This window comes from Micromonospora sp. NPDC002717 (genome assembly GCF_040295705.1).
GTDB lineage: Bacteria > Actinomycetota > Actinomycetes > Mycobacteriales > Micromonosporaceae > Micromonospora.
In genome coordinates, this window is sequence record NZ_JBEOVW010000021.1 from 103,767 (window position 1) to 117,256 (window position 13,490).

At 69.2% G+C, this 13,490-nt stretch carries 11 protein-coding genes and 2 pseudogenes; 6 read left to right on the forward strand and 7 right to left on the reverse strand.

The window, feature by feature from the left end:
• Nucleotides 1-20 precede the first annotated feature (20 nt).
• A complete protein-coding gene (locus ABT006_RS26130) occupies nt 21-911 on the reverse strand; it encodes a DUF6069 family protein (RefSeq protein WP_350710521.1) in 891 nt (296 codons plus the stop codon).
• 232 nt (nt 912-1,143) lie between these two features.
• On the opposite strand from ABT006_RS26130, the gene ABT006_RS26135 reads away from it, so the two are divergent.
• On the forward strand, nt 1,144-2,343 hold the full coding sequence (locus ABT006_RS26135; RefSeq protein ID WP_502891023.1) for a cytochrome P450: 1,200 nt from the start codon (nt 1,144-1,146) through the stop codon (nt 2,341-2,343).
• A gap of 161 nt (nt 2,344-2,504) precedes the next feature.
• Here ABT006_RS26135 and ABT006_RS26140 read toward each other — a convergent pair whose 3' ends face one another.
• Nucleotides 2,505-3,635, reverse strand: a complete 1,131-nt coding sequence (locus tag ABT006_RS26140) for an abortive infection protein (protein WP_350710523.1) — start codon at nt 3,633-3,635, stop codon at nt 2,505-2,507.
• Between the two features lie 273 nt (nt 3,636-3,908).
• On the opposite strand from ABT006_RS26140, the gene ABT006_RS26145 reads away from it, so the two are divergent.
• A complete protein-coding gene (locus tag ABT006_RS26145; RefSeq protein WP_350710525.1) occupies nt 3,909-4,661 on the forward strand; it encodes an SDR family NAD(P)-dependent oxidoreductase in 753 nt (250 codons plus the stop codon).
• A 153-nt stretch (nt 4,662-4,814) separates the two neighbouring features.
• Here the strand turns inward: ABT006_RS26145 and ABT006_RS26150 are convergent, their stop codons facing one another.
• Together ABT006_RS26150 and ABT006_RS26155 are read right to left on the reverse strand one after the other, a co-directional pair.
• Nucleotides 4,815-5,306 (reverse strand): DUF1579 family protein, encoded by a 492-nt coding sequence (locus ABT006_RS26150; protein WP_350710526.1) that lies wholly within the window; start codon nt 5,304-5,306, stop codon nt 4,815-4,817.
• A gap of 393 nt (nt 5,307-5,699) precedes the next feature.
• A complete protein-coding gene (locus ABT006_RS26155) occupies nt 5,700-6,527 on the reverse strand; it encodes an SAM-dependent methyltransferase (RefSeq protein ID WP_350710528.1) in 828 nt (275 codons plus the stop codon).
• A 204-nt stretch (nt 6,528-6,731) separates the two neighbouring features.
• Here ABT006_RS26155 and ABT006_RS26160 point away from each other — a divergent pair, with 204 nt between their 5' ends.
• Nucleotides 6,732-7,781 (forward strand): RNA polymerase subunit sigma-70, encoded by a 1,050-nt coding sequence (locus ABT006_RS26160; protein ID WP_350710530.1) that lies wholly within the window; start codon nt 6,732-6,734, stop codon nt 7,779-7,781.
• A gap of 50 nt (nt 7,782-7,831) precedes the next feature.
• Here the strand turns inward: ABT006_RS26160 and ABT006_RS26165 are convergent, their stop codons facing one another.
• The gene (locus tag ABT006_RS26165; RefSeq protein ID WP_350710532.1) at nt 7,832-8,500 is read right to left on the reverse strand and encodes an O-methyltransferase; all 669 of its coding nucleotides are present in this window, start codon (nt 8,498-8,500) and stop codon (nt 7,832-7,834) included.
• Nucleotides 8,501-8,732: 232 nt separating this feature from the next.
• Here ABT006_RS26165 and ku point away from each other — a divergent pair, with 232 nt between their 5' ends.
• Entirely contained in the window at nt 8,733-9,515 is a 783-nt protein-coding gene (ku, locus tag ABT006_RS26170) for a non-homologous end joining protein Ku (RefSeq protein WP_350710534.1), read from the forward strand.
• Between the two features lie 146 nt (nt 9,516-9,661).
• Entirely contained in the window at nt 9,662-10,039 is a 378-nt protein-coding gene (locus ABT006_RS26175) for a YciI family protein (RefSeq protein WP_350710536.1), read from the forward strand.
• Nucleotides 10,040-10,163: 124 nt separating this feature from the next.
• Here the strand turns inward: ABT006_RS26175 and ABT006_RS26180 are convergent, their stop codons facing one another.
• Nucleotides 10,164-11,552 carry an alkaline phosphatase PhoX gene (locus ABT006_RS26180; RefSeq protein WP_350710538.1) on the reverse strand — a complete coding sequence of 463 codons (1,389 nt, stop codon included), beginning with the start codon at nt 11,550-11,552 and terminating at the stop codon, nt 10,164-10,166.
• 202 nt (nt 11,553-11,754) lie between these two features.
• Nucleotides 11,755-12,625 (reverse strand): annotated as a pseudogene (locus tag ABT006_RS26185) (IS5 family transposase).
• Between the two features lie 237 nt (nt 12,626-12,862).
• On the opposite strand from ABT006_RS26185, the pseudogene ABT006_RS26190 reads away from it, so the two are divergent.
• Nucleotides 12,863-13,490 (forward strand): annotated as a pseudogene (locus ABT006_RS26190) (transposase); the annotation flags it as partial.

Below are 13,490 nucleotides of genomic sequence, written 5' to 3' on the forward strand. Positions count from 1 at the left end.
GCCCGACCGCCGCCAAGGCGTCAGCGTCGGGCGCTGCGGACCATCGCCGCGATGAGAACAGCACCGACGGCGACGTGCATCAACGCGAGGGCGACCATGGCGCCGCCGCTGTCCGCGGCGGTCGGCCCGGCCAGGGAGAGCAGAGTGAAGACCGCCGCCACGATCACCCAGATGCGCAGGCCGTGCCGGGTGACCCGCTCCAGGAGCGCGAGGAGCCCCCAGCCGATCAGGGAGGTGAGCAGCGACGACACGATCACCGCCCCCAAACCGATCTTCATGGGCGGCTCACCCTCGGCCAGCGTGGCCTCCAGGTCGACGCCGGCGACAGGAGCCGCCACGACCCAGATGAGCACGGCGGCCAGAACGGCCAGCAGCACACCGAGCGCACGATCACGCCACCGTACGCTGCGACTTCCGGCCGGAGTTACGGCGGCTTGCGAGACAGCAGAATCCATGACAACCCATCCTTCAGTTTCCTGAACAGTTCCGCGACACGGGTGCTGTGCACATATACCGCCATATGCACAATGCATGGAGCCTACAGGAGGCAGCCAACCGTGGCGATGGACGATCACCTCTTTTTGCCAACCAGAACGGTCGATCGACGCCACCCGGATAAACCCCACGGACTTCGAATTCCGGCACGTGGCGGTGTGGACGCCCCACCGCTTCCGATCGACGGGAAACTCCGGGCGCCGGATCGCGCGGAGCGAGTGGCGCACCACGGCAGGGCGGCAGCCTCGGCGGGCCGGCACCGCGCGGCGCCGTCCATGCTGCCCGGTCCTTCCCGCAGCCGCACAGCGCCGCACGTGACGAGAAGACACCCGCCGGTCCTGCGGGCAGGCTGGACACGACATCGGCGCACGTGACCATGCGCGTGTGGTGACGTCGGCGGGTCGCCCGTGGCACATCGTCGACTGGCGTCACCGCCGCCGTGCCGGAGCGGACAACGCCGGCGCCCATCCGGGTCCAGCCGGCCGCGCCGGCCCCGGTCACGCGGGCAGGCCGGGCCCGGCCGCGGCATGGGAGCGGGGGCCTCTCCCGCGCCCCGTGCCGCAGCGGGCCCGGTCCAGCGCCCTCACACCGGCAGAACGGACACCACGTGGTCGCGGCCCGATCGAGTTCCGACCACGAGGAGGACGCATGTCGATCCCAGCAGAAGCACCCGCCTTTCCCATCGGACGGCAGTGCCCCTACCGACCGTCGCAGGGCTACGCCGACCTCCGCAGCAAGGGACCGCTGTCGCGGGTACGGCTCTACGACGGACGCGAGGCATGGCTGATCACCGGCTACCCGGAGGCACGGGCGCTGCTCGCGGACCGGCGCGTCTCGATCAACCCCCGCCTCGACGGCTTTCCCGCCCTGAGCGCGGAGATGGCCGAGCTGGAGAACACCGGCTACACGGACGTCCTGATCGGCGTCGACCCGCCGCTGCACACCCGGCAGCGCACCATGCTGATTCCGAGCTTCTCGGTACGTCGAATGAACGCTCTCCGCCCCGCCATCCAGGACATCGTCGATCAGCGCATCGATGCGATGCTGGCCGCCGGCCCGCCGGCGGACCTGGTCGCCACGTTCGCGCTGCCGGTGCCGTCCATGGCGGTCTGCGTGCTGCTCGGCGTCCCCTACGAGGATCGCGATGCCTTCGAGGGGCCCGCCCGGAGCCTCTTCGACACCGACCCCGAGCAGGCCGCGGACGCGATGACCGCGCTCAGCGACTACTTCGGGCAACTCATCCGCAAAAAGGAGACCAACCCGGGCACAGGTCTGCTCGACGACCTGATCGCCGGCGCGGTACGTGAGGGCTCGCTCTCTCGAGAGGAACTGGTCCGCTACGCGATGCTCATGCTCATCGCGGGGCAGGACACCACCGCAAACGTCATCTCGCTCGGGACGCTGGCGCTGCTCGAACACCCGGACCAGTTCGCCAAGCTGCGCGACGATCCGGATCTCGCTCCCGGGGCGGTGGAGGAGATCATGCGCTACGTCTCCCTCATCGAGGCGATATCCCGGGTGGCACTCGAGGACATCGAGATCTCCGGCTACCACATCAAGGCCGGTGAGGGCCTCCTGATCGGTGCGGCGGCGGCGAACTTCTCGACCGCGTTGGTGTCGACTCCGGAGCAACTCGACGTGACCCGGTCGCCGCGGCACCACCTCGGTTTCGGCTTCGGCGCCCACCAGTGCATCGGGCAGAACCTCGCTCGCATCGAGCTGGAGCTCGCATTCCGTACGCTGACGCGGCGAGTTCCCCATCTGCGGCTCGCGGTGCCGGCAAGCGAGATCCGCACCAGCGTCACCGGCCCCATGGAGCGGCTCACGACCCTGCCGGTGACCTGGTAGGGCCCGTCACGTCGCACGCCGTGTTCCGAGCGGCACCGACGACGCCGGTTCGTGACAGCCACCTGTCACGAACCGGCGTCTCGTGCGTCCCGGATCCTCTCCCGGGCAGCGGTCCGCCACCCGACGCGCTGCGCCGGGTGGCGGAGGTGCCCGCCGGGGAACTATCGGGGGAGGTGATCGGGCTCGTCCCGCCGGAGCAGCGCGTAGTGCGCCGCGAGTTGGCGGAAGGATTCCTTGGGCTCCCACCGGTAGGGCGACGCCGGATCGTGGTAATCGTCCCGGATGGTCTTGACCAACGCCATGCTGGCCGCATCGAGGTCCAGCCGGTGGTCCGCGGAGTGCGGGTGCGTCGGGTGGATGAACTCGCTCACCGCGACGCCGTCCATGCCAGCCCGTCGGAACACCTCGAGCATCCGGTGATGGAACGCCGCCTGGGCGTGCTCGTCGCGCAGCACACCCTCGTCGACCGTGTGCACGGGTCCGCGGCGGTCGACGACGTCGAACGAGAGGAAAGCCATCTCGCCGGCGCGGGGATGGGTGGCGGTACCGAACTCCGCGATCATCACCGGCTTGCCCCACCGGTGATAGCGCTCGAGCTCACGGACGTGATCGTCGTCGCTGGTCGGGTACGCGAGGGTGTAGAAGTGCATCAGCCTGACCGTGTCGAACAGTCGCCAGTCGACGTCCTCGAACGGCGCCGCCGCGTAGCTCACCTCGCCAGCGAAGACGGGCCGCACTGACCGGACAGCCCGGTCGAGAAACTGGTTGAGGCGCGTGTTGGCGCTGTCCAGGTCGACCGTGCCGGTAGGAGCGAGGACCTGGTGGTCGGCCTCGGCGAAGATGTTGGCCATTCGCTCGTGGTACCGGTCGCCGGGGACGAGGCCCGGGGTGAAGACCAGGTGTACGCATCCGATGGAGAAGCTGATCCGCACCCCGTCCCGTCTCAACTGCTCGGCCAGGCGTGCCGCCTCGACCAGGTGGTCGATGATCTCCTGCTGGGGCCGGTCGACGAGGCGGGGCTGGAACCACACGTGGAGTCCGACGTCGGCGGCGGCCCGGGCCGTGGCGGTCAGCCGCCCCAGGTCGCTGCCGTAGACGGTCACCGAATTGCAGCTCAACTGCCGGCGGATCGCGCCGATCTCCTGCTCCATCCGGTCCCGGCTCCACACGAGCCGGGACAGCTCTCCCTGTCCGGTGGCGAAGTTCGTACCCGTGTCGTAGGTGACACCGACCGATCGCAGCGTGCCGCGCCCGGCGGCGCGTGGGGTGGCGGGTCGCGGACCAGATGTCATGGGGTCTCCTTGATGGCGTCGTGTCCCGGTGCGCCTCGGCGCAGCCACGTCGGAGCCGTACGAGCTGACTGCGGCCTTGCGACGGTGGGCCGGTCGATGCGACGCACGGCGCGGACCGACGTGTCCGGAACCGACCCTCGCAACACCTGCCTCGGGCCCGCATCTCCGGCCGTGCGGGCACGCCCGGCCCGTCTCCCCCGGCGGCCTCGACCCGACGGTGGCGGCGCACGGACGAAGGTGCCCGGGGCAGGCGGGCGCTGCCACGCTGTGCTCATGGCGGATTTCGACGGCAGGACGGTACTGGTCACCGGGGGAGGCAGCGGCATCGGCCTGGCCACGGCACGCAGGCTGCTGGAGGTCGGCGCACAGGTGGTGATCTCAGGTCGGAGCAGCGCCCGTCTACAGGGTGCCGTCGAGGCGCTCGGCGCGTCCGACCGGGTGCTGGCCGTTCCGGCCGACGTCGCCAAGGGGCGGGATCTCGACCGGCTGATGACCGTGGTGGAGCATCGGTTCGGCCGTCTCCACGGGGTGTTCTGCAACGCCGGCGTCGCGCGGTTCAATCCGAGCGCGGCGGTGACCGACGAGGAGTACGACGACCTCATGGGCACCAACGTCCGGGGCGTCTTCTACACCGTCCAGAAGGCACTTCCGCTGTTGGTCGACGGTGGGGCGGTGGTGGTGAACGGGAGCTGGCTGGTGCACCGGGGGCTGGCGACGACGCCGTTGTACGCGGCGGGCAAGGCGGCCGTGGTGAACCTCGCGCGGTCGCTCGCCGCCGACCTGGGGGCCCGGGGTGTCCGGATCAACGCGGTGAGCCCCGGCTACATCGTGACCGACATGTTCCTCGGCATCGCGGTGACGGAGGAGGCCAGGGAGTCCGCCCGGAGCCAGGTGCCCCTGGGCCGGTTGGGACGGCCTGACGACGTCGCGGAAGCCGTGGTGTTTCTGCTGTCCGACCGGTCTGCGTACATCACCGGTCAGGAACTGCTCGTCGACGGCGGACTGATCACATCGGTGCCGCGGTGATGCCTGGCGGCCGATCCGCACGGATCGGTCGCCCCCGCCGGCCGGGCCGGCGTAACCCTGGCGTGGTGGGCCCGGCGCCCCACGCCCGGCGGGCACCGCGCGATCGCTCTGGGGTGTGGCTGATCGCGCGGTGCCCGCCACGTCGGTCCGTGTTCAGGACACCTTGGTCAGGGTGGCGTGCATGAACGGAACCCAGTTACCGTCGGGCAGCGGGAAGTCGCAGTCGTAGCTGATGGTGCCGTCCTCGTTGAGCTTGCGAATGTACTTCGCCGGGCCGACCAGGACGAGCTTGTCGTCCTCGAAGTCGCCGATGTAGTGGCTCTGCTCGGCGTTGTACGGTCCGAAGCTGCTGAAGTAGTGCGTCCGGAACTTCTGGGTCTCCGGGTCGTAGTCGAAGAACTCGTACCCGACGTCGGGCACCTTGCCCGCCGGTCCCAGGTCCATCGCGCAGTTCCAGCGGTGGACGAGGAAGAATCCACCCTCCAGCCACTCGAAGGTCTCCGTGCCGGACAGCTCCGCAGGCGGGCCCATCGGGCCGGCCTCGGTCTTGCCGCTGAGCTTCCACGTGCCCACGAGGTAGTCGAGGCGCCGGAGGGCCGGGTCGGGCTGCGGCGGCGGGGGCATCTGCTGCGCGTTGTCAGACATGATCGCTCCTTGGCATGTTTCGATGCGGATGAAGGCGTGGCACGACACGCACGTCGAACACGTGGTCCGAGTCGCGTGTCAAGCGCGCCAGCCGACGAGGGCACCGCTGCGGCACCTTCCGGGGATGAGCGGAGCCACGACACGTTCGTGCCGTCGATCGTCTGGCGCGCCAGCCACATCCCTTATGACGCAGCGGCGCCGGACAACTCATCGGTTTCGCAAGCGAGCATTCACACAAGGGCAATTGCTGTCCTTACGGCTGATAGCGGCTCCACCAAAAGGACAGCCGCCATCGGCCAGGAGGAAGGGCTCGGCGGTCCACCCGGACCGGGCCGAACAGCGAACCGGGCGCGCGGCGCAGAACGCCACACGCCCGGGACGGCACCCAGCGGGTCAGAGATACGGCCTCCGCGCGGCGATGATCGCGTAGCCGATGTCGGCGCCGTAGGCGAAGTAGTCCCGGTACGACTGCTTCAGCTCACCCACCATCTCCTCGCCGAACCGCGAGGCGAGCTCATCGTGCAGCTCGTTCGCACGGTCCAGGTAGCGCAGCCCCATGCCGTACACCCGCGGGCCGCACTGGGTGTATTCCTGGACGTCGAACCCCGACGTCCGCAGGCGCGAGATCCATTCCGGCACCGACAGCAGCTGACCGACCTGGAAGGCCGCCGTGAACCGGGCGGCGCGCTCCGACCCGGCTGGCGCCTCGCGGGTGCAGTCGGCGATGGCCAACCGGCCACCGGGCCGCAGGACACGGCGGAACTCCGCGAGCGGGGCCGCCAGGTCGTCGGCGTGCATGAGCGACTCCACGGCGATGACCGCGTCGAACGTGCCGTCCGGGTAGTCCAGGTGGTTGTAGTCCCCGTGGGCGAACACGATCCGGGTGGCCGCGGCGCTGCGCTCGGCGCGCCGCCGGGCCTCGGCGGCCTGCACGGAGCTGATGGTGATGCCGGTGACCCGTACGCCGTGCTCCTCGGCCAGCTGCACCGCCGGGGCGCCGACGCCACAACCGGCGTCGAGGACGTGCTCTCCCGGGCGCAGTCCGATCGCCGCCCCCACCTTCCGGGTGATCCGCCTGGCGGCCTCGACCACCGGCGTGTCGTCGTGGTCGTCATACCAGTACGGCAGGTGTTCCTGGCCGTCGATGAAGATCTGCGACAGCGCCGCGGTCTCGTCGTACATCCGGCCGATGTCGTCGGTGTTGGGTGTCGTCGAGCCCATCGCTCCTCGCTTCTGTGTCGTCGTCTCCGCCCGGTCGCCACCACCCTCGCATCGAAGATCCCGGGGGCACACCTTCGGTGTTGCGGGGGGACGACGATTCGGAGCAGCCCGGTCGCGCCCCGTGTCGCCGGCCTGGTAGGACAGTCCGCGATCGGTATAGTGGGAGATGCATATTTGCGCTACCAGTGGATGAAAGAGGGATAGATGGCGACCGTTGACACGAATGCGTCGCAACCCGACGCCGAGCCCGCGACTGCCATCACCATCGACGACGAGGGCTTTTCGGCGCTCGTCGAGGGGCATCGACGCGAGTTGCAGGTCCACTGCTACCGGATGCTGGGGTCCTTCGAGGATGCGGAAGACCTGGTCCAGGAGACGTACCTGCGGGCGTGGCGCAAGCGTGAGACGTTCGAGGGGCGGTCCACCGCCCGGTCCTGGCTGTACAGGATCGCGACCAACGCCTGCCTCGACTTCCTGCGGCGCAACGCGCGCATGCCGGTGGCGCACCGCCAGCCGGCGCTCGGGGCGGGGCCGTCCACACCGCCACCCCCGACGGACGAGGTGCCCTGGCTCCAGCCCTTCCCGGACCACCTGCTCGAGCCGGTTGCCCCGCCCGACTCCCAGCCGGATTCGCAGATCATGGCGCGGGAGACCATCGAGCTGGCGTTCCTCGTGGCGATCCAGCACCTACCGCCCCAGCAACGGGCGGTGTTGATTCTGCGCGACGTCCTCGGCTGGTCCGCCAACGAAGCCGCCACGATGCTCGACATCAGCGTCGCCTCCGCCAACAGCGCGTTGCAGCGGGCGCGGGCGACGCTGAAGGACCGCCTGCCCCCGAGGCCGATCGACTGGGGCCCCGCCACCGATCCGGCCGAGGCTGAGCGGGCCCTCATGCAGCGATGCATCGAGGCGCTCGAGAAAGCCGACGCGGAGAACTTCGCGAAGCTCGTACGCGAGGACGTGCGGGTGACGATGCCGCCGGACCCGTTCTGGATCGTCGGCCGCGACACCTTCGTCGCCGGTCTCCTCGCCCAGTTCGACCCGGCGTCCCCGGCCTACTTCGGGGAGTGGCGGGCGCTACCGGCCCACGCGAACATGCAACCGGCCGTCGCCGGCTACGTGCGTCGTCCGGGTGATGCGGTCTACCGTCCGCAGGTCCTCAACGTCTTCAGGATCGAGGACGGCATGATCGCCGAGATCACGGCGTTCCCGCCGGAGGTCTTCCCCACGTTCAACCTTCCCGCGACCCTCTGAACGCCCGAGGGGCGCCCGCCATTCGGTGGGTGCCCCTCGCTCGTACCTCTTCAGCGTCTCCGAGCGACGGTGAGCCCGTCGGCCAGCGGCAACATGACCGCCTCCAGCCGGTCATCGGCCGCGACGGCGGCATTAACCTCACGCATCACGGCGGCGCACCTCCGCTGCAAAGGCTCGGCGGCCAAATCAGGCGCCGTCACGAAGCCGTCAAGGAGCACGTTGTCCAGCAGCAGCAAGCCACCCGGACGCAGCAGCGGCACCGCGAGGTCGTAGTAGGTCGGGTAGTTCGCCTTGTCCGCGTCGACGAAGACGATGTCGACGCAGCGCTCCCCCGGCAGCGAACGCAGGGTCCGCGCGGCCGGCCCGAGCCTGAAGTCGATGAGGTCGGCAACCCCCGCCCGCGTCCAGTGGGCACGGGCGAGATCGAGCCAGCGATCACTGTTGTCACAGGTGATCACCCGACCCCCGGGCGGCAGGCCCCGGGCGAACGCCAGAGCGGAAAGTCCGGTGAAGGTGCCGACATCGACCACCGTCCGGGCACCGGATATCCGCGCCAACAGGGTCAACAGGCTGGCCTGTTCCACTGGCACCATCATCCCGGCGGCCTCCCCGAGCGCTTCGGTCGCGGCGACGAGGCTGTTCACGACCGGGTCGGGTGGTGTCATCGACGCGAGCAAGTACTCACGCAGCACCTGGTTGACCGGTACATGCTTGGCCATCCCGCCACCTGCTCCGCCGCCCATACGCCCACCTCCACGTCGTGTGGATCCGCAACCGAGCCGCTCGATGCCGGCTGTGGGCGGTCCAGCCTGATCGTCACCAGCCGCCCGCACCGCCGCACCTTGCTGCGTGCGCAGACGTCACCTGCACCGCACGCAGGAGGAAGAGGCGAGCACACGACGGTGCCACGCTGATCCCAAGGGCACGAGAAGCGATCAACCGGGAGCGCGGATGCGGGCAATGTGGAAAGGCGCGGTCTCCTTCGGCCTCGTCTCGATCACCGTCAGGTTGTACGCCGCGACGGAGGAAAAGTCGGTCCGGTTCCGGCAGGTGCACCGGGACGACGGCGGCCGGATCACGCTCCGTCGGTTCTGTGACGACTGCGAGACCGAGGTCCCCTACCGGGACATCGCCAAGGGGTACGAGTTCGACGACGGGCGCCTGGTCGTCGTCACCGACGACGAGTTGGCCGAACTGCCGCTGCCGACGGTACGCACCATCGAGGTGCTGAAGTTCGTCCACATCGAGGAAATCGACCCCGTCCTCTACAACCGGACCTACTACCTGGAGCCGGAGGACATCGCCGTCACGCCGTACGCCCTCCTGCGCAACGCTCTGAGGAACAGCCGTCGGGTGGCGATCGCGAAGGTCGCGCTACGCCAGGTCGAGAGACTGGCCACCATCCGAGAACGGGACGACATGCTCGTCCTTCAGACCATGCTCTGGCCTGACGAGCTCCGCAAACCGGACTTCCCCTTCCTTCGCGAAACGACTGCGGTGCGGCCCGCGGAGCTGGCCATGACCATCTCGCTCATCGACTCGATGACGGATCACCTCGATCCCGACGGTCTCCGGGACGGGTACCGGACCGCACTGTTGGACCTGCTCGCGGCCAAGGCTGGCGGCGACACGTCCGACGGGGCGGCGCCTGATGGGCCTGCCCTCGAGGACACCACGGAAGGGCTCGACCCCGGCCACGCGCTGCAAAGAGGACGCGTCGCGAGGACGGCCTAGCAAAGGCGGCCCGCTGGCGGCGCACGGCCAGGCTCCGGGCGGCTCTCCGGGCGGGTCGGCCAATGTGGCGAGGCATGTCGAGGCGACCCGTTTCGACCCCTCGTGGAAAGCGCCACCAGCGTCTCTCGGGAGCCAGGGAGTAGAACATGAGGTTTGTCCTGCTAAGTCGGTTCAGCGTCGTGACCACCGACGCCACCGGAGCTGTCGCCTGGCGACCCGAGGATCTCGAAGCACACTTCCGGTACATGCGCGACCTCAACCGGACACTGGGGAGCACCGGCGAGTTGGTCTCCACGCACGAGCTGGCACTCGCCCCGCAGGCACGCGTCGTCCGCGCCGCTGGCGGAGACGTCGCCATCGACGACGCCGGCAGGGCGGACGGTGACGCCGTGACCTGCTACTGGCTGGTCGACTGCGAGACCCTCGAAAGAGCTGTCGAAATCGCCGCCAGTGTGTCAGCCGCTCCCGGCGCCTGCGGCCAGCCGCTCAATCATGTCGTCGAGCTGCGGCCGGTCATCCCCTGAAGACCGATCGCCGCATCTGGAAGATCGCCGCCCTGCGGTTCTCACCGATGACGCCCCGAGCCCCAGGCGTGGTGGGGCTCCCCGATCATCGTGGACCGGGGAGCCCCGCCGGGCGGCTGCATGGTCAAACCTGGCGGCGGTTCCACGGGCCGGTGACGGCGTACGTGATGCCCGGGTTGTAGACGTTGAAGAACATGGTCCGGCCGTCGGCGGAGAACGTCGCGCCGGCAAACTCGCCGTACTCCGGGTCCCCGGCGGTGCCGACGTTGACCCGGTTACGCGCGAAGACGAACACCTCGCCGTCGGCGGTCGTACCAAGGATGTGCTGGTCCCCGATCCCGTCCTCGCACATCATCAGGCCCCCGTACGGCGACATGCAGATGTTGTCCGGGGCGTCGAACTCCGGGTTCTCCGGCGCCGGCGTCGGACGGGTGAAGATGGTCTCCAGGCGCAACGTGTTGGCTCGGGGGTCGTACCGCCAGACCTGGCCGTCGTGGTCGCGGGCCGAGCCCAGCTCGCGCCGGGCGAACGACGAGACGAAATAGGCGCAGCCGTCCTTCTCCCCCCACCAGGCGCCCTCGATCTTGTACCCACCGGTGATCGGCCTGCCGTAGTCCTGGGCACGGACCGATTCCGTCGTCGCCAGCGGGTCCGGCACGTCAAGCCACTCGACGCCGGAGAAGGAGGTGCCCGCCTCGGTCACCACCGACAGGTCGGGCAGGTCCGGGACGTGCAGAGCCTGCAGCAGGCCACCTGCCCGCAGGCTCCCGTGACCGCCGAGCGGCCGGTTCGGCAGGAAGCGATAGAAGCTGCCCAGCGGCGCCACGAACGCGTCCTCGGTCTCATAGACGATGCCGGTGTGCGGGTCGACCGCCACCGCCTCGTGCTGGAACCGGCCCATCGCGGTCAGCGGTGTCGGATCGGTGTTGCGGGCATCGTCGTACGGGTCGACCTCGAAGATGAACCCGTGGTCCTTCGTGTACCCGCGGACACCGGCCTTGTCCTCGGTCTCCTCGCAGGTCAGCCAGGTGTGCCACGGCGTCCGGCCGCCGGAACAGTTGATGGCCGTGCCGCCCAGGCTGACGTGCTCGGAGACGGCGCGGTTCGACGCGTCGACGGCGAGCGTGCTGGTCCCGCCCCCGGCGGCCGGGTCGTACGTACGCTCCGGCGGAGCCACCACCTTGATCTTCGCGGTCGGGGAGCACTCATGGTTGCGCACCAGGCGAGTGCCACGCGCCTCGTCGGCGAAGGAACCCATACCGTCGAACCGGCTCGGCACAATACCACCGTCCGGCCGGGCAGTGCCTTCGCGCGACAGCACCGTATAGCGGAAGCCCACCGGCAGGTCGAGCATGCCGGCCGGGTCAGGCACGAGCGGACCGTACCCGACCTCCGGGCCGGACACCCCCAGCGCGGGTGCCGCGGTGAACAGGGCATCGACCGAACCGGCCACGGCCACGGCGAGACCGGCTCCGGCCGATCGGGACAGGAACTGGCGGCGGGACAAAGACACGGGGAATCCTCCTAGACGTCACAGACCGTAGCTGGCCGGCCGATATCGATCCGAGCCGCTCGATCAACTACGTCACATCCCGCCCCACCCGTCAAGATGCCGATCGAATTGATCCCCGCCAACGGTGACCGCCGACCTGGCTCAACGGGTCAGGATCTCGGAAACCAAGCGAACGCCAAGCGTCCTAAGTTTCATAAGCCGGTCAGAGCCACTCGGTGATGATGGTGATGGTCAGGACGGCTTGGAAACGGACCGCCAGCTTGTCGTAGCGGGTGGCGACGCCACGATGGCGTTTGAGCCTGTTGATGCCGTTCGACGGCGTGGCGTAGCCGGTAGAGGTCCTTGTCGAACGTGGGTGGGCGGCCGCCCTTGGAGCCTTTGGCCATGCGGTGGGCGTCCTGGTCTGTCTTGCGGGGGATGCAGGAGATGGCTGCGGTTGCCGCGGCTGGTGTAGGCCTTGTCTGCCAGGACCAGGTCGGGGCGGGTGCGGGGCCGGCCGACGCCCAGACGGGTCACGCGGATGCGGCGCAGGACGGGGATGAACTGCGGGCTGTCACCACGGTGCCCGGCGGTCACGATCAGGGAGAGGACTTTCTGCCCCTGCTCGCAGGCCAGATGAGTTTGGTGGTCGGCCCGTCCCTCGATCGACCCAGCGCGTGGTCGGCCGGCTCGTCGTGCACGCCGCCGGGTGGTTCCTTCTGCAGATGCCCGTCCGTGCGGGCGCCGGCGGCGTGCTGGTGGGCGCGGCTGGTCATCGAGTCCACGCTCACCGTCCAGCCGATCCGGCCCTGCGCGTCGCCGGCCGCCTGCAACGCGGACAGGATCTTGTCCCAGGTCCCGTCACGCTGCCAGCGGCGGAACAGGCCGTAGACGGTGGGCCAGGGCGCGTACTCGGCCGGGACGTCCCGCCACGGGGCACCGACCCGGATCCGCCACCGGATCCCGTCGATGAGCTGTCGTTTCTCCCACTTCGGCGGACGACCCGTCGTCGGCGCGGCAGGCAGCAGCGGAGCCAGAACAGCCCACTGCCTGTCGGTCAGGTCATGCCGCCTCGTCACCGCTACGCTGGGCACGAGGTCTCCGGTATGAGGTTCTTGCTTGGTCGCAGAACCAGATACCGGAGACCTCTTCAGTTATCGATCACCGCCACGCCGTGACCTCGATGCCGTCAGCCTGGCTTACGAAACACGCCTTAGCTTGATCTTTAACCTGCGGCGGTTGGTCGGTGACCCCGACTGATCATGGGGACAGCCCTTGGTTGATCATTCTTCTTGTCGAGGGAAGATGATCAATAACCAAGGGCTGTCTCGGTGATTAGTGTGCATGATCCTTATCTGGTTGGTGGCGTCGGGGAGCTGGGCAGGTTCCGGCGGGAGTTCTATGGCTGCTTGACTGCGCGGGCGGATGCGTTGTTCGAGCTGGCCGACGCGGTGTTGTGCGCTGATGGGCCGGTGCGGTCGTTGGTGGAGTTGTCGCTGGTGGGTGAGCACCGCCGCGGTCACGGCGCGTTGTACGACGCCCTCGCGTGTGGGCGGCTGGACATCGACCGGCTGCGTACCGCCCTGGCCGGGTGCCGCTGCCACGAGCGGCTGACGGCCGGGTCGTGCTGGCGGTGGACATCACCTGCTGGTTGCGTCCGGACGCGCACACCTCGCCACAGCGGGTCCTGTGTCACACCTACGGTCGGGGCAAGGACCAGACCATCATGGTCCCGGGTTGGCCTTACTCGATGGTGGTGGCCCTGGAGTCGGGCCGTAGCTCGTGGACCGCGCCGTTGGACGCGGTGCGGTTGGCGCCGGGTGATGACGCGGCGGCAGTCACGGCGGGGCAGATACGAGACATTGTGCAGCGGCTGGTCGCGGCCGGCCAGTGGCGGCCCGGCGACCTGGACATCCTGGTCGTGGCCGACGCTGGCTACGACGCGCCCCGGCTGGCGTT